Origin of the sequence: Salinirubrum litoreum, from assembly GCF_020567425.1 — an archaeon.
GTDB lineage: Archaea > Halobacteriota > Halobacteria > Halobacteriales > Haloferacaceae > Salinirubrum > Salinirubrum litoreum.
This window is the reverse complement of record NZ_JAJCVJ010000002.1, coordinates 922,741-940,934: the sequence shown is the minus strand read 5'-3', so window position 1 is coordinate 940,934 and position 18,194 is coordinate 922,741. Positions and strand designations below refer to the sequence as shown.

Genomic DNA, 18,194 nt, shown 5'->3' with positions numbered 1-18,194 from the left:
CGCCTACCGGCAGACAACTATGGGCATGGGTTCGGACATGTATCGACAGCAGATTCTGGATCACTACAAGAACCCCCGGAACTACGGCGAACTGGACGACGCCGACTTCTCGCACGTCGGGGAGAACCCCTCCTGTGGGGACACGATCCGGATGGACGTGCGACTCGAAGACGACGGCGACACCATCGACTACGCCGCCTTCTCGGGTGACGGCTGTGCCATCTCGCAGGCCGCCGCGAGTCTCCTCACCGAGCAGTTGCCCGGCACGACGCTCTCGGAACTGGAGGCGATGGACAGAGACGACGTGATCGACCTGCTCGGGGTCGACATCAGTCCGATGCGGATCAAGTGTGCCGTCCTCGCAGAGAAGGTCGCACAGGACGGCGCGAAGATCCACCGTGGCGAGATCGAGATCGACGAGACGACGACCGAAGACTGATCGGCCGCCAGACGGCTCTCCGCCGCCGACTCACGGCCGCAGTCGCCGACCCAGGTTTCTCAGGACCGCGACGGCGTAGCCGAGGCCGACGCGAACGTCGGCGGTCCACAGCGAGCGGAGGAGTCCGAACGGACCGAGCGGTTCGACCTCTCCGTCGCGGGTCGCGTCGCCGACCGCACCCAGGAGCGTCCGGAGGCCCCGCGCGGTGTCGTCGTCGCTCGCCACGTCGGCTACCTCGCCGAGCGACGCGCCGGTGCGGGCCAGCGAGACGACCATCTCGTCGTCCAGCGCGTGGGTCGCCAGCGAGACGGTGTCGGCGAGGGCGACGAGTTCGTCCAGTGTGCCGGTCCGCTGGAGTTCGACCACCGTCTCCAGCGCCTCGGTCAGGTCGTCGCCGTTGCGTCCGACCGCTTCGGCGAGTCTGACCGTCTCCTCGGTCGCGAGGCCGTCGGCAGACTCCGCCAGTGTCGCGCCCGTGCCCGACAGTTCCGCGACCATCTCGTCGTCCAGCGCCTCGGTCCCGAGTGCGAGGACGTCAAGCAGGTCGTTCACCGCGTCGAGTCTGTCGACGAACGCGGCGACCGCCTCCGGGTTCTCGGCGATGGCGGCCTCGAGTTGCTCGGCGTCGATCGTCGACTGCTGTGGCGGCGAGTCACTCATGCTCGCACCTCCGGGCTGTCGACGACGTGACTCATAGCAACCCCCGCGCGGTGAGCCAGTAGGACTCGTTGTACGCCAGTTTCGCCCAGTGGACCGGGCGCGACTCGTCTCTGAGCACCGGTTCGTGCTGGTAGTCGAACGAGATGAACGTCGCCTCGTCCATGCCGGCCTCGAGGAAGCACATCGTCTTCCCGTCGTAGGTCGCCGTCGGGACCTGCCCCCGCACCTGGCTGGCGAGTCGGTCGGCGACGACGCCGGCCTCGTAGTGGGCGACGCTCCCGGCCTTCGGGATGGAGAGGTCGGCGGTGTCCCCGATCGCGTAGACGCCCTCGGCGGCGGTCGCTTCGAGGGTGTGGCGGTCCACGTCGACCCACCCCTGATCGCCGAGTCCCGACTCCCGGATCATCTCGTCGCCGCGGTGCGGCGGGATGGCCACGAGGAGGTCGTAGTCGAGGGTCGTCCCCTCCATCGACGTGATCGTCTTCGCGTCTGGGTCGACCGCCTCGGCGTTGAAGAACGTCTCGACGCCGATGTCACGCTCCGCGAAGCGCGGGTCGGCCCACTCCGCGACCGACTCCTTGCCGTGTGTCCGGCCGATGGGGTAGGTGTACGTGATCTCCACGTCGTCGCGTACCCCACGCTCGCGGAACCAGTCGTCCGCCATCAGGACGAACTCGACCGGCGCGGCGGGACACATGTGGGGCGTCCCGACGACGCTGAGGACGAGGTGCCCCTCGGTGAAGTCGGCGAGTTCGTCCCGGAGTGCGGTCGCCCCCGCCTCGCCGTAGAAGTGGTGGGTACCCTCGACGAGACCCGGTACCTCCTCCGGCGCGAGCGTCGCGCCCGTCGCCAGCACGAGGTAGTCGTAGTCCATCCCCGGTCCGTCTTCGAGTCGGAGTCGCTTCCCGTCGGTGTCGACCGTGCGGACGCGGTTCGAGACGAGCGTCACGCGGTCGTCCAGCAGGTCCCGAAGCGGCCGCCGGGCGTCGGCCGGTTCGCGCTGGCCGAACGCGACGTAGAGCCAGACCGGTTTGTAGACGTGGTCGGGCCCGTCGTTGAGCAGGGTCACCGCGACCTCGCCCGCGTCGATCTCGGGACCGAGCTTCTCGGCGAGTTTGTTCGCCACCACGGTCCCGCCGGTCCCACCACCGACGACTGCGATCTGCTGTGTCATGACTTCCTCACGTCGATCTGCCAGTAGTCGTCCACCTGTTCGACGTCGAGGAGTTCGTGGCCGGCCTTCTCCAGCCACTCCGGTACGTCCGTCGTCGAGCCACGCTCCGTCGTGAGGAGCCTGACGACCGCGCCGGGGTCGGCTGTCTTGATCTTCCCGATCAAGTCCATCATCGGACCGGGGCAGCCGGAGCCACGCGAATCCACCGTCATGTCCGGTTCGTAGTCGTTCATGATCTGGTCACACCTCTTCTTGGGGCGGAACGGGGGTAGTATTGTACTATACTTCCAAGATACTGAGAAACGAGGGCCGACGCCACTCACGGCGGCGAGCGAGGTGAACACTGAGGGACGGAGAGAGGAGGGACGGGGAGAGGAGAGACGGGGAGAGGAGAGACGGGGAGAGGAGAGACGGGGAGAGGAGAGACGGAGAGAACGGCGCGCGTCCGTGTCTACTCGGGCTTCAGGCCGCCGTCCTGCACGCGCATCACGGCCTCGCCGTCGGCGAGGTTCGGCGCGTCCACGAGGCGGACGATCCGCTTGTCGCCCTTCGACTTACGGAGGTACATCCGGAAGGTCGAGGTGTGGCCGAGGATGTTCCCACCGATGGGCTGGGTCGGGTCGCCGAAGTAGGAGTCGGGGTTCGAGGCGACCTGGTTCGTCACGAGGACGGCGGTGTTGTAGAGGTCGCCGATGCGCATCAGGTCGTGGAGGTGCTTGTTGAGTTTCTGCTGGCGTTCCGCGAGTTCGCCACGGCCGACGTACTCCGCGCGGAAGTGGGCCGTGAGCGAGTCGACACAGAGCAGACGGACCGGCCAGTCGGTGTCTTCGTGTTCCTGTGCGAGTTCCTTCGCCTTCTCGGCGAGCAGGATCTGGTGGTTGGAGTTGAACGCCTTCGCCACGTGGATCTTGTCGAGGAAGTCGGCGAGGAGTTCCTCCATCGCGTCCTCGTCGCCGGGCGAGCCCTCGATGCCACGGTGGTCCATCGTCGCCTGAATCGTCTCGTCGTCCAGGCCGCGGACCATGTCGTCGATGCGCTCCGGTCGGAAGGTGTCCTCGGAGTCGACGAAGATACAGGAACCCTCAAGTCCGCCGTACTCCGCCGGCAGTTGGACGTTGACGGCCATCTGGTGGGTGACCTGCGACTTGCCGGCCCCGAACTCGCCGTACACCTCGGTGATCGACTGGGTCTCGATGCCGCCGCCCAGCAGGTCGTCGACCTCGTCGATCAGCCAACTGAGTTTGCCGATCTGCTGGCGTCGTTCGAGGACGGCCGTCCCGCTCTCGAAGCCGCCGATGTCGGCCGCCTCGCGGGCCGCGTTGATGATGTCGGCGGCCGTGCTGTTGCCGATGTCGGCGGTGTTCGACAGTTCGGCGGGACTCGCCACGGCGATCGACTGGTAGCTCTCGAACCCTGCGTCGCTGAGTTTGTCGGCGGTCGCCGGGCCGACGCCCGGCAGACTTTCGAGGTCGTCTTCTGCCATCGTACTCCGTGCTTACGCCGGATGCCACATAAACCCTCGTTAACAGCGTAGTGAAAGTATAATCGCGTGACTGCGAGGTGTGTGATCGGCTGGACATCGTAGCGTTTAGATAGGAAAGCGCGGCTCGTCGGACGACCTGTCGGGCGGTCGGTCCGGGGTCACTCCCAGGGGTGGCCGCCGTCGCTGTCGGACCAGAGCGGGTACCAGTACTCCTTCTCTTTCTCGATCTCCAGTTCGCCGTCGAACATCGACTCCAGTTTGAACTCGACCTGTTTGTCGCGTTCGCGGCCGCGTTTCGGCGCGAAGGGGTAGTAGGCTCCTCGGCGGAACGAGTAGAGCCAGTAGGCGCGCTGGCCGTTCTTCTGGAACCCGAAGACGGCGGCCAGGAGGCGCGACCCGTACCCCTGTTCGATGAACTCGTCGCTGGCGAAGTGGATGCTCGTCACGAGGTCTTCCGGGTCGTCGTCCTCGAGGATCACCCAGTGGTAGCCGTGACTGTCCTCGTACGTCTCGAAGTGTGTGCCGGTCTCCTCCGATCCGGCCTCGAGGATGGCCTCGACGTTCTCGACCGTCGTCTCGAAGTCCGTGCTGTCCACCGACGAGAAACAGAGCGCCGCCTGCCCGACGGAGGTGTAGCCGAGGTCGGCCTCCATCGTGATGTAGGCGGTGCTCATGCCGAAGAGGTCCTCGGGGTCGGCCTTCCGGGTCGCGTCGGACTCGGCGCGGGTCCCGAGGATCGACTTCAGCGAGTCGAAGATGCCCATACAGAGCAGAGGAGGCGGGCACTCTTAGAAGATGCGACCGTCGGCTCACCCCTTCGGGCCGGTGCGCGTCGCGGTCACCAGTCCCGCGAGCACCAGTCCCGCCCCCACGGCGAGGACGACGAGCCGCGCCCAACGTGGTGCCGTCGCCTGGAGGGTCCCGAGTGCGGGGACGACGGTCCCGGCGTACCAGAGGATGCCGACGGCGAGGATGCCCGAGGCCGCGAGCACCAGTCCGCTGAGCGTCCACAGACTTCCTTCGGCAGACATCGTGTACCACACGTTACTGATCCGACAAAAACCCTCGGCAGCGTTCGACCGGCGACCGACTGAATGAAAGTGTCGGCGATCGGACCGATCTCAGGCGGACTCCATCTCCCGCTCCAGTTCGCGGAGTCGCTCGACGCGTTTCTCCGTGGAGGGGTGCGTGCTGGCGATCTTGCCGATGAACCCCGACCGGATCGGGATGACGAAGAAGGCGTTCATCTCCGCCTGCTCGCGCATGTCCTCTTTGGGCACCTTGTCCATCCGCCCGTCGATGGTCAGCAACGCGGAGGCCAGCGCCGATGGCTTGCCCGTGATCGTCGCCCCGCCGCGGTCGGCCGCGTACTCGCGGTACCGCGAGAGCGCCCGGATCAGCAGGAACGAGACGACCCAGACCACCAGCGAGACGCCGATGGCGACGATGACGCCGCCGCCACCGTTGCGGTTCCGCCCGCCGCCGAACAGCCAGCCCCACCGGACGATCATGAACGCGATCGTCGAGAGGAACGACGCGATCGTCATCACGGCCACGTCGCGGTTCTTCACGTGGGCGAGTTCGTGGGCGATCACACCCTCCAACTCGTCTCTGTCGAGCGTCCGGAGCAGGCCGGTCGTCACACAGACGGCCGAACTCTTCTGGCTCCGACCGGTGGCGAAGGCGTTCGGGACGCGACTGTCGGCGACCGCGACTTTCGGTTTCGGCAGGTCGGCCTGTTGTGAGAGCCGGCCGACCATCGCGTGGAGCTCCGGGTACTCCTCCTCGCTGACCTCCTTCGCACCCATGCTGTAGAGTGCGAGTTTGTCGCTGAAGAAGAACTGCGCGAACAGGAAGATCGCCATCATCGGGAGGACGATGCCACCGTAGCTGGTGAACCGCACCATCGCACCGACGAAGACGATGTAGAGAGCGAACAACAGGAACATCGTGATCGCCATCCGACCACGGAGTCCCCAGTCCGGTTTCCAATCCATACCCTCTCTACTCGCTGGAACTCATAAACGCTGTCGCCACAGCGTGGTGGGTGTTCACACGCCAGAATTCACTCACGCGCGGAAAAACAATCGGTCTCCAGTCGAAACGAAGGGGGTTTGTGAGGGTGTCTCGGTCGGGGTGAGACCGGTCTGTTCGCAGGGTGCGAGAGACCGAGTAGTTCGGAAGGCAGTACGGGAACCGGCGGGGACCGACGGGGGACCGGGCGGGCCAGTGACTGGCTACGGGCGCGGATCAGGCCGACGCCGCTTCGATGCGCCACGTGGTCGCGCTCGTGTACGACCACTTCTCGACGGTCAGGTCGGTCGCGGAGTCGCGGAGTTTGACCATCAGCGCGCCGATCTCTTTCGGGGAGAGGCCGACTTCCTCGGCGATGAACTTGCTCTTGAAGTACATCTCGCCGTTCTGCGCTTTGTCGACGAGGAACTGCTTCAGTCGTTCCTCTTTCGATCCAGCGTCCGCATCAGTGGAGGGGTTCGCGGTTGCGCTCATCTGTGTCACCTCACTCCATCCCTGGGGCGAGAGGATGTTATAAAGGGAGGAACGTTAGGAGGAGTTCGGCCGCTTTCAGCCTGAATCGGCGAAAAGGATTCGTTTTACGACCTTTTCAGAGACCGTTAGATCGTTTACGGAGCCAGTAGAAGTCGTCTCTTTCAGTTGAAACCGCCCTCTATTCGGCGGATGAAACGGGGTCGACACCGGGTGAAATCCGGTCTTTCGGGGCATAAATTGCCAGTTGATCGTCCCGGTTCGGCGGGCTCGACGGTCAGGCGATCGCGCCGTCGGCGCGGGTCGGCGGGCGGTCACACCGCCGTCGACGCCGACTCACTCGCGGTCGTGGACCCAGAAGTCGCCGTCGACCGTGATCTCGCGCTTGAAGATCGGCACCTCGTCTTTCAGGCGGTCGATGCCGTCCTCGACGGTGCGGAACGCCTCCCGGCGGTGGCCCGCGAGGACGACGACGAAGACGATGTCCTCGCCGTCGGCGACGTAGCCGGTCCGGTGGTGCATCAACACGGCGTGGACACCGTCGCGGCTCTCCAGTTCCTCGCTGATCGTCGCCATGCGCTGGTCGGCGACGCCCTCGTAGGTCTCGAACTCCAGTGCGGTCGTCCGGTCGTCGTCCTCGGCGTCTTTCGCCCGGACGCGTCCGGTGAAGGTGGCGATGGCACCCGACCGCTCGGCGTCGGGGTGGCGTTTCGCCTCGGCGACCAACGAGCCGAGCGTGACGTGTGGCTCGGTCGCGTGGAGCGTCTCGACGAGACCAGCGAGGTCGGCGTCGGCCGGATCGGAGACCTCCGCGACGAGCGACCCCGTGACCTCCGTTTCGGCTGGACCGTCCGACGTCGCCGACGTCTCCTCGCTGTCGCCGGTGATCCGCACCGTCGGGAGGTCGGCGTCCGGGAAGCCGGCCGCGAACAGGTAGTCGGTGTCGGGCGCGAGGTCGTCGAGCAGGGTGTCGAGGTCGCAGTCGCCGCCGGCACCGATCCACGACCCGTCGTCGGCGAGGCCGTACGCGGCGTCGGTGTCGGGTGCGCCGAGGGGCGCGTCGGCGCTCGGGAACGACTCGACCGTGACGACACGCCCGTCGAGTCGGGCGGCGAGTCGCTCCGCGAGGTCGGACGCGCCCGGGCCGACGATACCGAGTGTGTGCATACCGGACGACGGGGACCGACGGGCATTAGTGTTGCTTCGACCGGCGGAAACGAGCGTGTCTGCACAGCGCCAGGGCGTTCTCGCCCGTCGGTCTTGACAACCCTTAAGCCGGCGTCCAAGCTACCTGTCGGCAATGAGAGTCGTGATTTCTATCGGCGGGAGCGTCCTCGCGCCGGACCTCGATCCCGACCGGATCGAGGCCCACGCGACCGTGATCGAGTCACTCTCGCGTGAGGGGTGTGACCTCGGCGCGGTCGTCGGCGGCGGTGGTGTCGCCCGTGAGTACATCGGTGCGGCGCGTGACCTCGGCGCGAACGAGGTTCAGTTGGATCAGATCGGTATCGACGTGACGCGGATCAACGCCCGGATGTTGATCGCCGCACTGGGCTCCGGCGTCGATCCGACGCCGCCACACGACTACGAGGACGCCGGCGACGCGATCCGCCGGGGCGACGTGGCGGTGATGGGCGGAGTGACGCCCGGCCAGACGACCGACGCCGTGGCGGCCGCGCTGGCCGAGTACGTCAACGCCGATCTCCTCGTCTACGCCACGAGCGCGAACGGCGTCTACGACGCGGACCCGAAGACCGACCCAGACGCGACGAAGTTCGAGGAGTTGTCGGCCTCCGAACTGGTCGACGTGATCGCCCCGATGAGCCGCGACGCCGGGGCGTCAGCGCCGGTGGACCTGCTGGCCGCGAAGCTGATCGAGCGATCCGGGATGCGGAGTATCGTCCTCGACGGGACCGACCCGGCGCGGATCGAGCGGGCGGTCCTCCGGGGCGACCACGACGGGACCGACATCGTCCCCGAGGGAAGCGGCGAGGCACCGAGCTACTGGGCACAGCGATGAGCGACGAGGATACCGAGACGACACGGGAAGCGACCGACGAGGAAGCGAGCCAGCCGACCGAGCCAACCGAGACGGGCGAGACGCGCCACGCGTTCTGGGCGGACGAGATCGCAGACGAGATCGAAGCCCGGATCGAGCGTCAACTCGCCGAGGGCACCCGCGACCCCGACGCACCGGTCGTCATCAAGGGCGGTGTCTCCCCGTCCGGCGTGCCACACCTCGGCCACTTCAACGAGATCATGCGGGGCTACTTCGTCGCCGAGGTACTGCGCGAGCGCGGCCACGAGGTCCGGCAGGTCTTCACCAGCGACGACAAGGACGCGCTCCGGAAGGTGCCGCGGACGCTCGCGGACGACGACTGGAACCTCGTCGGTCTCGGTGAGGTCGACGCCGGCGCACTCGGCCGGAACCTGGGTAAGCCGTACACCGACATCCCCGACCCCTTCGGCACGGTCGACTCCTACGGCGCACACTTCACGAACCTGCTCGCGGAGAGCGCCGAGATGATCGGCGTCGACGTCGAGATGCTGTCGAACACCGACCTCTACGCCGAGGGTGCGTTCGACGACGCGGTGGCGACGGTCCTCTCGAAGCAGGACGCGGCCCGCGACCTGCTCGCCGAGTACCAGGACGGCGTGGACGACGACTACGTCCCGTTCATGGCCCAGTGTTCGGAGTGCGGGAAGCTGACGACCGGCATCCGGAGCGTCGACCTCGACGCCGAGACGGTCGAGTACGAGTGCGTCGGCATGGAGGCCGGCGGCCAGCAGATCGACGGCTGTGGCCACGCGGGCACCGCGACGTTCCGGGAGGGGAAGCTTCCGTGGCGCTTCGAGTGGCCCGCCCAGTGGCAAGTGCTGGGGGTCGACTTCGAGCCCTTCGGCAAGGACCACGCCGAGGGGTCGTGGCCCTCGGGCGAGGACATCGCCCGGCAGATTCTGGACATCGACCCGCCGGTGCCGATGACCTACGAGTGGTTCACGCTCGACGGCGACGCACTCTCCTCCTCTGCCGGGAACGTCGTCACGGTCGCGGAGGTGCTGGAGATGCTCGAACCCGAAGTGTTACGATACTTCTTCGCCCGGAACCCGAAGAAGGCGAAGGACTTCGACACCTCTCGGCTCGACCAGTTGGTCGACGAGTTCGACCGGTTCGAGCAGGTCTACTTCGGCGAAGTCGACGACGAAGACCTCGCACCCCTCGCAGAGCGGGCGTACCCGATGCTGGTCGCGGAGGTCCGCGAGGAGCGCGTTCGCCTGCCGTACACCTTCGCGGCCGTGCTGGGGATGACAGACGACCGGGACCTCCGGATCCGGATGGCCCGGAGTCAGGGCTTCGTCGACGACGACACGCCGGAGTGGGCCATCGAGGAAGCACTGGCGCGCGTCGAGAAGGCCCGGACGTGGGCCGAGCGCAACGACAACGCCTACAACTACCGCCTGCAGGCCGATCTGCCCGACACCGACTTCGACGCGGAGATCGAGTCGGCGCTGGACGAACTGGCCGACTTCGTGGCCGAGGGCCACGACGGCGACGCGATCCAGGGTGAGATCTACGAGACCGCGAAGCGACACGACGTGGAGACGAGCGACTTCTTCGCGGCGGGCTATCGCCTCTTCTTCGACGACACGCAGGGACCGCGACTCGGCGAGTTCCTCGGCGAACTGGACGACGCGTTCGTGGTTCGGCGACTGCGGCGCGAGGGCTGAACGGACGATTCGGGGGCTATCCCGCCCGACGTCGGAACTCGACAGTCACCGAGTGATAGCCGCCGTTACCACGCCCCCGGCGGCACACGCTCACTCGTCGACCGCCGGGACGGACTCCACCCCGCGGACGACGAACTGCGCGCCACCGCTCTCGCTCGCCTCGACCGAGACCGACCAGCCGTGGGCCGCGACGATCTCGGCGACGATGGCGAGGCCGAACCCGGTGCCACGGTCGCTCGTCGTGTAGCCGCGCTCGAAGACCTGCTCGCGCTCCGCCGGGGGGATACCCGGGCCGTCGTCGGCGACGGCGAAGCCGCCCTCGCAGGGTTCGACCGTCACGCTCGCGTCCGCCCCGGCGTGGCCGATCGCGTTCCGAAAGAGGTTCTCGAACAGTTCACACAGCCGGTCCCGGTCCGCGCGGAACCGGGTGTCTTCGACGACCGACAGCGTCGCCTCGGCGGTCCCGACCGTCTGCCACGCCGAGTGTGCGACTGCGGCGAGCGAGATGACCTCGGTCTCTCCGACCGACTTCCCCTGCCGCGCCAGCGTCAACAGATCGCCGATCAAGCGGTCGATCCGCTCGTGGGCCGTCCGGATGCGGTCGAGATACTCGGCTTCCGTGTCGTCCCACTCCTCGGAATCGGCCCGATGCCCCGAGAGCAGGTCCAGGTAGCCGCGCGCGACCGACAGTGGGTTCCGGAGGTCGTGGCTGACGACGCTGGCGAACTCGTCGAGTCGCTCGTTCTGGCGAGCCAGTTCGGTCTCCCGACGGCGTAACTCGCGTTCCTGTTCGGCGCGCCCCAGCGCGACACTGGCGTTCGCGGCCAACACCTTCGCCAGTTGCACGTCGGCGTCGTCGAAGTGGTTCGCCTCCGTCGAGCCGATGCTGATCGTCCCGTACTCGCCGAGCGGGAGGTACATCGCGCTCGCCACCCCGTCGTGGTTCCCGCCGTCGTCGAGTGCCGACACGTCCTCGACGACGATCACCTCGCCCGACCTGAACGCCTCCCAGACGACGCCGTCGCCCGGGCCGTAAATCGGCCGGTCGCCCATCGTCTCCACGGTGTCCGAGGGGACGGCGACCGGTCGGAGACGGTTCGACTCGGCGTCGTACAGCCGAACCGCGTTGATCGGGAAGCCGAGCGTGTCGCGCGCCGCAGAGACGGTGATCCGGGCGATCTCCGTCGGGTCGCTCGCCCGAACCAGGTCACGGGTCGTCTCGTGGAGGCGGCCGAGTGTCCGCGTCTGTTCGGTGCGCTCGGTGATGTCGGTGTAGATGGCGTAGCCGACCGTCGGCGTCCCCTCGTCGTCCAGCGGGACGCCCCGCAGGAGGAAGTCACGCGGTCCGTCGGCGGTCTGCCGGCGAACCTCGCGCTCGAACCGACTGCCCCGCCGCGCGAGTTCGACGTGTTCCCGTGCAGTACTGCGATCCCCGTCCGGCACCAGCACGTCGTACAGCGACCGCCCGACGACCGACTCGGCGTCGAAGCCGAAGACCGTCTCGAACGCGGGGTTGACGGCGCTGATCGTCGGGTCTCTCGTCTCGTATCTGATCTCGACCATCGCGTCGCTGGCGTTCTGGAACAGCGCCGTGATCCGGTCACGCTCCTCGCGCAAGGTCGCCTCGCGTTCGGTGCGGTCCAGCGCGGACTGTGCGTTGGCCGCCAGCAACCGGGTGAACTCCACGTCGGCGGTGGTCAGGTCGCGTTCGTCACTGCTCCCGACCGCGAGCAGGCCGTGGTCGCCGAGCGAGACGAGGATGGCCGTCCCGACGCTGTCGTCGACCTCCGGCAGACGCTCTCCGATGTCGGCGTAGACGTTCGCGTCGTCCGACTCGAAGACGCGCCACGGGAGCGTGCCGGGTCCGTACGCGAGGTCGTGGACGCCCGGTAGTCGTGCCGCCGCTTCGTCGCTCACGACCAGGGGACGCAACAGTTCGTCGTCCGGATCGACGACACTGAACACGGCGATACCGAGACCGAGCACGTCGTTTGCGGTCTCGATGACGACCTCCCCGATGCGTTCGCGGTCGCTCGCCCGCACCAGATCGCGAGTCGCCTCGTGGAGCCGCGTCAAGACCTCCTCGCGCCGGTCGCGTGCCACGGCCGACCGTGGCGACGTGTCGTCTCGTTCGGGCATCACTCTCGTCGTCGTAGACACGGTTCCACAATGATGGTTCCGACTCGCCCGACGAGACGTGTCCGAGCGTCGTTCCGAAGCCACGACTCCGGAGCGGTTTCACCCGAGGCCTCGCCCGACGAGCGTCCCGACACCGACACCGAGCAGTGCGCCGACCAGCATCAGCAGGGCGTACTGTCCAGCGACACGCTCCGCCCCGTCCGTCGAGAGGTCTGCGACCTCGACGGCGAACGAGGAGAACGTCGTGAACGCCCCACAGAAGCCGGTGCCGACCGCGAGCAGGACCGAGTCACCGACCGGGAGCGTGACGACCAGTCCGAGGAGCGCACTGCCGAGGACGTTGACGCTCGCGGTCGCCCGTCGCCCCGACAGTCGCTGGCCGACGAGATACCGGGCGACGGCACCGAGGACGCCACCCGCGCCGACGAGCGCGGCGTCGATCACCGGCGACCACCGACCCGAAGTCGAGCCGACACCGCGTCGATCACCGGCGACCACCGACCCGAAGTCGAGCCGACACCGCGTCGGTCATCGTCGTCCTCCCACTCGGAGGCCCGCCAGTGCGGCCAGCAGGCCGACGGCGTAGGTGACGAGGACGTTCACGGCACCGAGTTCGACACCCAACTGCGTGGTCTCCACCGCGAAGGTGCTGTAGGTGGTGAACGACGACAGCAGCCCCGTGGCGAGGAACAGCCGAACGCGTCGGTCGCCGACGAACGTCACCGCGAGGCCGAGTGCGAAACTGCCGAGGACGTTCGCCGCCAGCGTCCCGACCGGCCCGCCCAGTCCGACCGCGAGCAGATACCGCAGGACTGCGCCGACGAACCCACCGCAACCGACCAGCGCGACCGCGACGACCTGCCGTCTCATCGTCTGGTCGTTCGCGGCCGGCTACTCGGTCGTTTCGACTCGGCGACGCCGCTGGTGACGACCGGCGTCGGGCGTCTGCTGGCCGTCGTCGTCGGATTCGACGGTCGCGCGCCGGTGACTCGCCCGTGGGCTGTCGCCGAGGTGCGGCGTCGTGCGCTCTCTGATCCGGACGCCGTGGACCGACTCGGTGGTGTCGTCGACGACGAGCGCGGTGCCCGGTTCGGTCGGCAGTCGCTCGCCGAGCGACCCCCGGAGGTACGTCGGACTGACGGCTTCGAGCGCGTCGATGTCGGGGGTGGCGGTCAGTCGGTGTGCGACGAGGAGGTCGGCCTGCGAGTGGGCCACCCCCGGCAGCGCGCTCGGTCGTTGTGTCGCGGCGACGAGACTGACGCCCGGTGCGCGCCCCCGCGTGAGGATGGTCTCCAGTGCTGGCCCGGCGATACCGTCGAAACAGGCGTGGGCCTCGTCGAGCAGGAGCCACGGGAGTCGAGCGGGAGACTCGCGGACGCAGTGGCGATAGAGCCCGACCGCGACGGCCCGGACGACCGCGTTCAGCGCCGGGTCGGAGAGCCGCGAGCAGTCGAGCACGGTCGCCGACGCCGAGAGCAGGTCGGGTGCGCGGAGTCCGTCGGGGCCGAAGACGCCCCAGTCGTCGGCCCGCCGGAGTTCGTTTCGGACGGTTCGCCTGGCCGACCGGGTCGCCTCGCTGGCCGCAGCACGGGCGGCCAACTCGGCGAGGGTCGCGTCGGGCGGGGCACGCCCGGCGACGTGCTGGCAGAGCGACCCGGCCGGGGAGTCGCGGGCGAGACCGAGGAGCGCGGGCCAGGCACGCGCCGGGAGCGCGCTGGGTGCGACGGCCGGCGTCAGGACCTCGGCGGAGACCGGATCGACGGACGCGGGGTCGGTCGGCGGCGGGTCGCCGATCGAGTCGGGGTCGCCTCCCGTCGGATCGTCGGCCAAGCCCGCGAAGACGCCCATCGGATCGACGACGATCGGGGCGACACCCTCGGCGCGGGCGGCCGCCTCCGCGAGGACGCCCAGCGTGTAGGACTTCCCGTAGCCGCGCTTCCCGACGACGAGGCCAGCGTGTGGGCGGTCGAGGTCGACGCCGACGGTCGCGCCGGCGCTCCCGTCGGTCGCGCGGTACCGGCCGAGTCTCCCGGTCGGGAGCGTGGAGGGGTGTGGTTCGCCGCTCGTGTGTCGGCCGAGGACGTGCATGGCACGGGCTGGTCCCGTCCCGGCACTTCAACGTTCGGGCGAGCGTTTTTGTCGGAAGCCGGGACCACCCCGCCCCGTGATCGACAGCGAACGCGGCGCGGCGCTCGTGGATCGGCTCCGACCGGAGACGTTCGTCGCGGACGACCGCGCCATCGAAGGCCTGCCGGTTCGGTTGGTGATCGCGCTGGTCGTCGGCGTCGCCAGTCTGAGCGTGATGATGAGCATGATCTCGGGACTCTCGGGGCTCTCGGTGACGGAACTCGACGCCCGGCCCTCGCCGGAGGTGGTGACGCCGGGCGACCAGTCTATCGAGGTCGCGGTCGTCGGTCCGGAGGGGGACCGGATCGCGGACGCGACGGTCGTCGTGAAGGGCGGGAGCGCGGAGTTGGACGGGGTACAGACCGCGACGACCGGCCCGAACGGGACCGCGACGATCTCGGTCGCGCCACAACTTCGGCCGAACCAGGACGAGGGGACGCTGGTGATCGACATCAAACCGCCTGCGGGGAGTGGGTTCGCCGACGAGCGCGGGAACACGAAGGTACTGGTGGTACGCGGGTGAGCGTGTGAGAGCGGTTGTGCTACAGAATCGTCCCCGAGGACCGGGAGCGGGAACGGCGAGAGCACCATCGACTGTGATCGGGAACGACGACAACACCACCGACCGCGACAGCCACGGGCACCGCACCTCGGTTCTCCCCGGTGGTCGAGACACCGGGGGCGTTCACCCCTCGTTCTCGGCGACCGATTTGACAGAGTGGCCCACAGCCGATTCGACCGAGTTCTCACCCACAGAGTCGTCCGAGTTCACGCCGGCGTCTGCCGATCCACACCCGTCCGACACCGACGACCGCGATAGTTGGTGTTATAAGCCATGAGGACCCATGACAAAGCCGAATGGACACGGAGGACCTTCGCGACGCACTCGAGGACGCTGGACTGTCGCAGTATCAGGCCGAGGCGTACACTGCACTCCTCCGACTGGGGACGGCCTCCGCGACAGAACTCGCAGACGCCTGTGCCGTCCCGACTGCGCGTATCTACGACGTTCTGCGGGATCTGGAGGGTAAGGGGTACATCGAGACGTACGAACAGGGGAGTCTGCACGCTCGCGCCCGCGACCCCGAGGAGGTGCTGTCCGACCTCCGGGGCCGGGCTTCGCTGTTCAGCCAGGCGGCCGACGAGATCGAAGACCGGTGGGAGGAACCGGCCGTCGACCCGCACAAGGTGAGTATCGTCAAGCGGTTCGACACCGTCACCGGCCGCGCCAGACGCGCCATCGCCGAGGCCGAAAACGAGGTGCAGGTGTCGGCGACACCCGCACAGTTCGCGGAACTGCGCGAGGCGCTCGTGGCCGCCGTGGACAACGGGGCCATCGTCAAACTCTCGCTCCACGGTCCCGACGACCGCGACGGCCTGCCGATGGAGGACCTGCCGGGGGCCGTGACCGAAGCCCGGTTCCGCGACATGCCGACACCCTTCGTCGCGCTGATCGACCGGACGAAGACCTGTTTCGCGCCCCACGCCCGGTCGGTGAACCAGTACGGCGTGCTCGTCGACGACTACACCCTGACGTACGTCTTCCACTGGTACTTCCTGACCTGTCTGTGGGAAGTGTGGGAGACGGTCTACGCGACCCAGACCGAGGAACCGCCGCTGACCTACGCCGACATCCGGCGGTGTGTCCGCGACGTGGAACCCCTGCTGACCGACGGGAAACGCGTGACGGTCCGGGTCGCCGGCTTCGAGATCGAAACCGGCGACACCGTCTCCTTCGAGGGCACCTTGGTCGGCGTCGACTACAGCGGCGATCGTACCGAAGACGGGCCGCCGCCGCTCTCGCAACTCGCCGGACAGGTGACGCTCTCGGTCGAGACCGACGGTCGGATTCGCACCGTCGGCGGGTGGGGGTCGGTGGTCGAAGAGGTCGAAGCGACCCGGATCACGGTCGTCGAGATAGATGCGCCCGAAGCGTCGTAACCGACTATCTCTGTCGGTATCGGGGGACGTTCGAGGAACTCCGTGGTGGGCCACGGGGCGGACAAGGGGTATTTTGATATGGTCCCACCACACATCGTCCGACGTGACGGACCCCGTGTCACGGATCGACAGATGAGCGAAGCGCGCGAGAGAGGTGAGGACCGACCGGTCGTCCTGATCGTCGAAGACGAACCAGACCTCGCCGACCTCTACGCCACGTGGCTCGGCGAGGAGTACAGTCCGCGTGTCACCTACGGCGGCGCGGAGGCGCTGGACGCACTCGACGACGACGTGTCGGTCGTCCTCCTCGACCGGCGAATGCCGGACGTGTCCGGTGACGCGGTGCTCGAAGCGATCCGTGACCGGGCCATCGACTGCCGAGTGGCGATGGTGACGGCGGTCGAACCCGACTTCGACATCGTGGCGATGGGGTTCGACGACTACCTCGTCAAGCCGGTCTCGAAGGACGCACTCCGGGGCACCGTCGAGAGTATGCACCTCCGGAACGCCTACGACGAGGGCGTCCAGCGACTGTTCTCGCTCGCGTCGAAGAAGGCGCTCTTGGAGTCGGAGAAGAGCCAGACCGCACTCGCGGACAACGCCGAGTACGCCGACCTCGCGGAGGAACTCGCCGACCTGCGGGCGGACCTCGACGAGACGGTCCACGAACTCGGCCAGCAGGACGACTTCGTCAGCGTCTACCGGGACCTCGAACGCGACCTCGCCGAGGGGACCGACGTGCCGGTCCTGACCGAGGACGACGACGCCGGTCACGACCCCGACGACTGACTGCGGTCACACCCCGACGACGACGCCGGTCACGACCCCGACGACTGACTGCGGTCACACCCCGACGACGACGCCGGTCACGACCCCGACGACTGACTGCGGTCACACCCCGACGACGACGCCGGTCACGACCCCGACGACACCTCCTCGTCTCGATCACTTCTCGACGGCCGCCTCCACTCCTCTCGATCACAGTTCGACGACGGTCCCGACCGCTCGCGACTCGGCACGATCGACCAGCCAGCCCGCAGTCGCCGCGTCCAGCACCGCCGACCCGACCGACTCCACGACGATTATCTCCTCGCCCGACGAGCGACCGACCTCCCCCTCGAACACCGCCGACAGCGGTGGGACCTCGGTGACGCCCGCGTCCGCGAGGTCGCCGACCGTCAGCGCCTCCTCGGGGACGTCCGCGACGAGCAGTCCCGCGCGCTCGATCGTCCGGGCGTCGAGTTCCCGCATCTCGGGGGTGTAGGCACCGACCGCGACGACGAGCGTCCCCGGCGCGAGGTCGTCGCCGTCGAACACCGGGTCGGTGCTGGGCGTCGTGGTCACGACGACCGTGGCGTCCCGCACCGCCGCGGCCGGCGAGTCGACCGCCTCGGCGTCGAAGCCCGCCTCGCGCAGGTCGTCGGCACACGCCTCCCGCGAGTTCGGCGAGTAGACGCGCACGTCCTCGACCTCGACTGCGGCACCGATGGCGCGCGTCTGCCAGCGTGCCTGTGCCCCGCCGCCGATCACCGCCAGTCGGATCGGCGTCTCGCGGGCCAGCGCGTGGACCGCCAGCCCGCCGATACAGCCGGTTCTGGCGTTCGTGACGCGTGTCCCGGCGAGATACGCGACCGGCAGGCCGGTCCGAGCTTCGAAGACCGCGATAGTCGCGTTGACGGTCGGGAGGTCGCGGGCCGCGTTCCCCTCGTGGACCGAGGCGAGTTTCGTGGCGTAGTACTCCGAGCCGTGGACGTACGCCGGCATGACGAGACCGGTGCCGAGTGGCTCCTCCGGGGCGGTGTCGTCGAGTCCGACGCCGACCGGGAAGTGCGGCCGCTCGGGCCGCTCGACGTCGCCGCGGCCCTGTGCGAGAAACGCCGACTCGACGACCGGGAGCAGTGCTTCGAGGTCCAAGAGGCTCGCCACGTCCGCATCGGAGAGTACGCGCATACCTCCCCTACGACGCCGAAGGCTTAATCTCCGGTCCCGCGAAGGCC

Annotated in this window: 20 protein-coding genes; 6 read left to right on the top strand and 14 right to left on the bottom strand. The window is 68.2% G+C overall.

Annotation, left to right across the window (positions count from 1 at the left end; all coding sequences use genetic code 11):
* Window positions 1–19: 19 nt before the first annotated feature.
* Window positions 20–439: an iron-sulfur cluster assembly scaffold protein gene (locus LI337_RS13340; protein WP_227230331.1), complete on the top strand. Its 420-nt coding sequence runs from the start codon at window positions 20–22 to the stop codon at window positions 437–439.
* Between the two features lie 30 nt (window positions 440–469).
* Here LI337_RS13340 and LI337_RS13335 read toward each other — a convergent pair whose 3' ends face one another.
* The 9 genes from LI337_RS13335 to LI337_RS13295 form a co-directional block, all read right to left on the bottom strand.
* Entirely contained in the window at window positions 470–1,099 is a 630-nt protein-coding gene (locus LI337_RS13335; protein ID WP_227230330.1) for a helical membrane plugin domain-containing protein, read from the bottom strand.
* A 31-nt stretch (window positions 1,100–1,130) separates the two neighbouring features.
* On the bottom strand, window positions 1,131–2,273 hold the full coding sequence (locus LI337_RS13330; protein WP_227230329.1) for an NAD(P)/FAD-dependent oxidoreductase: 1,143 nt from the start codon (window positions 2,271–2,273) through the stop codon (window positions 1,131–1,133).
* Entirely contained in the window at window positions 2,270–2,506 is a 237-nt protein-coding gene (locus tag LI337_RS13325) for a sulfurtransferase TusA family protein (RefSeq protein ID WP_227230328.1), read from the bottom strand. The genes LI337_RS13330 and LI337_RS13325 overlap by 4 nt, the downstream gene beginning before the upstream one ends.
* 218 nt (window positions 2,507–2,724) lie before the next feature.
* On the bottom strand, window positions 2,725–3,756 hold the full coding sequence (gene radA, locus LI337_RS13320) for a DNA repair and recombination protein RadA (protein ID WP_227230327.1): 1,032 nt from the start codon (window positions 3,754–3,756) through the stop codon (window positions 2,725–2,727).
* Between the two features lie 158 nt (window positions 3,757–3,914).
* Window positions 3,915–4,520 (bottom strand): PspA-associated protein PspAB, encoded by a 606-nt coding sequence (gene pspAB / locus LI337_RS13315; protein WP_227230326.1) that lies wholly within the window; start codon window positions 4,518–4,520, stop codon window positions 3,915–3,917.
* A 45-nt stretch (window positions 4,521–4,565) separates the two neighbouring features.
* Window positions 4,566–4,787, bottom strand: coding sequence for a hypothetical protein (locus tag LI337_RS13310; protein WP_227230325.1), 222 nt, complete (start codon window positions 4,785–4,787; stop codon window positions 4,566–4,568).
* Window positions 4,788–4,877: 90 nt separating this feature from the next.
* A complete protein-coding gene (gene htpX / locus LI337_RS13305; RefSeq protein ID WP_227230324.1) occupies window positions 4,878–5,753 on the bottom strand; it encodes a zinc metalloprotease HtpX in 876 nt (291 codons plus the stop codon).
* Between the two features lie 253 nt (window positions 5,754–6,006).
* Complete coding sequence (locus LI337_RS13300) at window positions 6,007–6,264, bottom strand: DUF7123 family protein (RefSeq protein ID WP_227230323.1); 258 nt, start codon at window positions 6,262–6,264, stop codon at window positions 6,007–6,009.
* Window positions 6,265–6,597: 333 nt separating this feature from the next.
* Window positions 6,598–7,428 carry a molybdopterin synthase gene (locus LI337_RS13295; protein ID WP_227230322.1) on the bottom strand — a complete coding sequence of 277 codons (831 nt, stop codon included), beginning with the start codon at window positions 7,426–7,428 and terminating at the stop codon, window positions 6,598–6,600.
* A 133-nt stretch (window positions 7,429–7,561) separates the two neighbouring features.
* On the opposite strand from LI337_RS13295, the gene pyrH reads away from it, so the two are divergent.
* Together pyrH and lysS are read left to right on the top strand one after the other, a co-directional pair.
* Window positions 7,562–8,281 carry a UMP kinase gene (gene pyrH / locus LI337_RS13290; RefSeq protein WP_227230321.1) on the top strand — a complete coding sequence of 240 codons (720 nt, stop codon included), beginning with the start codon at window positions 7,562–7,564 and terminating at the stop codon, window positions 8,279–8,281.
* On the top strand, window positions 8,278–9,990 hold the full coding sequence (gene lysS / locus LI337_RS13285) for a lysine--tRNA ligase (RefSeq protein ID WP_227230320.1): 1,713 nt from the start codon (window positions 8,278–8,280) through the stop codon (window positions 9,988–9,990). The genes pyrH and lysS overlap by 4 nt, the downstream gene beginning before the upstream one ends.
* A 90-nt stretch (window positions 9,991–10,080) precedes the next feature.
* Here lysS and LI337_RS13280 read toward each other — a convergent pair whose 3' ends face one another.
* The 4 genes from LI337_RS13280 to LI337_RS13265 form a co-directional block, all read right to left on the bottom strand.
* Window positions 10,081–12,129: a sensor histidine kinase gene (locus LI337_RS13280; protein ID WP_227230319.1), complete on the bottom strand. Its 2,049-nt coding sequence runs from the start codon at window positions 12,127–12,129 to the stop codon at window positions 10,081–10,083.
* A 99-nt stretch (window positions 12,130–12,228) separates the two neighbouring features.
* A complete protein-coding gene (locus LI337_RS13275; protein ID WP_227230318.1) occupies window positions 12,229–12,573 on the bottom strand; it encodes a fluoride efflux transporter FluC in 345 nt (114 codons plus the stop codon).
* Between the two features lie 84 nt (window positions 12,574–12,657).
* Window positions 12,658–12,999: a fluoride efflux transporter FluC gene (locus tag LI337_RS13270; RefSeq protein ID WP_227230317.1), complete on the bottom strand. Its 342-nt coding sequence runs from the start codon at window positions 12,997–12,999 to the stop codon at window positions 12,658–12,660.
* 21 nt (window positions 13,000–13,020) lie between these two features.
* Entirely contained in the window at window positions 13,021–14,217 is a 1,197-nt protein-coding gene (locus tag LI337_RS13265; RefSeq protein ID WP_227230316.1) for an ATP-binding protein, read from the bottom strand.
* Between the two features lie 76 nt (window positions 14,218–14,293).
* Between LI337_RS13265 and LI337_RS13260 the strand changes: the two genes are divergently transcribed.
* From LI337_RS13260 to LI337_RS13250, 3 genes are all read left to right on the top strand, one after another.
* The gene (locus LI337_RS13260) at window positions 14,294–14,779 is read left to right on the top strand and encodes a DUF7382 domain-containing protein (RefSeq protein ID WP_380700011.1); all 486 of its coding nucleotides are present in this window, start codon (window positions 14,294–14,296) and stop codon (window positions 14,777–14,779) included.
* A 335-nt stretch (window positions 14,780–15,114) separates the two neighbouring features.
* Window positions 15,115–16,197: a TrmB family transcriptional regulator gene (locus tag LI337_RS13255; protein WP_227230315.1), complete on the top strand. Its 1,083-nt coding sequence runs from the start codon at window positions 15,115–15,117 to the stop codon at window positions 16,195–16,197.
* Between the two features lie 132 nt (window positions 16,198–16,329).
* On the top strand, window positions 16,330–16,986 hold the full coding sequence (locus LI337_RS13250; protein ID WP_227230314.1) for a HalX domain-containing protein: 657 nt from the start codon (window positions 16,330–16,332) through the stop codon (window positions 16,984–16,986).
* Between the two features lie 189 nt (window positions 16,987–17,175).
* On the opposite strand, the gene LI337_RS13245 is transcribed toward LI337_RS13250, so the two are convergent.
* The gene (locus tag LI337_RS13245; protein WP_227230313.1) at window positions 17,176–18,147 is read right to left on the bottom strand and encodes an ornithine cyclodeaminase family protein; all 972 of its coding nucleotides are present in this window, start codon (window positions 18,145–18,147) and stop codon (window positions 17,176–17,178) included.
* Between the last annotated feature and the right edge of the window lie 47 nt (window positions 18,148–18,194).

Excerpts from the sequence above, each read along its gene's own strand:
- LI337_RS13340 (WP_227230331.1), top strand. The coding sequence starts at position 20 with ATGGGCATGGGTTCGGACATGTATCGACAGCAGATTCTGGATCACTAC.
- LI337_RS13335 (WP_227230330.1), bottom strand. The coding sequence starts at position 1,099 with ATGAGTGACTCGCCGCCACAGCAGTCGACGATCGACGCCGAGCAACTC.
- LI337_RS13330 (WP_227230329.1), bottom strand. The coding sequence starts at position 2,273 with ATGACACAGCAGATCGCAGTCGTCGGTGGTGGGACCGGCGGGACCGTG.
- LI337_RS13325 (WP_227230328.1), bottom strand. The coding sequence starts at position 2,506 with ATGAACGACTACGAACCGGACATGACGGTGGATTCGCGTGGCTCCGGC.
- radA (WP_227230327.1), bottom strand. The coding sequence starts at position 3,756 with ATGGCAGAAGACGACCTCGAAAGTCTGCCGGGCGTCGGCCCGGCGACC.
- pspAB (WP_227230326.1), bottom strand. The coding sequence starts at position 4,520 with ATGGGCATCTTCGACTCGCTGAAGTCGATCCTCGGGACCCGCGCCGAG.
- LI337_RS13310 (WP_227230325.1), bottom strand. The coding sequence starts at position 4,787 with ATGTCTGCCGAAGGAAGTCTGTGGACGCTCAGCGGACTGGTGCTCGCG.
- htpX (WP_227230324.1), bottom strand. The coding sequence starts at position 5,753 with ATGGATTGGAAACCGGACTGGGGACTCCGTGGTCGGATGGCGATCACG.
- LI337_RS13300 (WP_227230323.1), bottom strand. The coding sequence starts at position 6,264 with ATGAGCGCAACCGCGAACCCCTCCACTGATGCGGACGCTGGATCGAAA.
- LI337_RS13295 (WP_227230322.1), bottom strand. The coding sequence starts at position 7,428 with ATGCACACACTCGGTATCGTCGGCCCGGGCGCGTCCGACCTCGCGGAG.
- pyrH (WP_227230321.1), top strand. The coding sequence starts at position 7,562 with ATGAGAGTCGTGATTTCTATCGGCGGGAGCGTCCTCGCGCCGGACCTC.
- lysS (WP_227230320.1), top strand. The coding sequence starts at position 8,278 with ATGAGCGACGAGGATACCGAGACGACACGGGAAGCGACCGACGAGGAA.
- LI337_RS13280 (WP_227230319.1), bottom strand. The coding sequence starts at position 12,129 with ATGCCCGAACGAGACGACACGTCGCCACGGTCGGCCGTGGCACGCGAC.
- LI337_RS13270 (WP_227230317.1), bottom strand. The coding sequence starts at position 12,999 with ATGAGACGGCAGGTCGTCGCGGTCGCGCTGGTCGGTTGCGGTGGGTTC.
- LI337_RS13265 (WP_227230316.1), bottom strand. The coding sequence starts at position 14,217 with ATGCACGTCCTCGGCCGACACACGAGCGGCGAACCACACCCCTCCACG.
- LI337_RS13255 (WP_227230315.1), top strand. The coding sequence starts at position 15,115 with ATGGACACGGAGGACCTTCGCGACGCACTCGAGGACGCTGGACTGTCG.
- LI337_RS13250 (WP_227230314.1), top strand. The coding sequence starts at position 16,330 with ATGAGCGAAGCGCGCGAGAGAGGTGAGGACCGACCGGTCGTCCTGATC.
- LI337_RS13245 (WP_227230313.1), bottom strand. The coding sequence starts at position 18,147 with ATGCGCGTACTCTCCGATGCGGACGTGGCGAGCCTCTTGGACCTCGAA.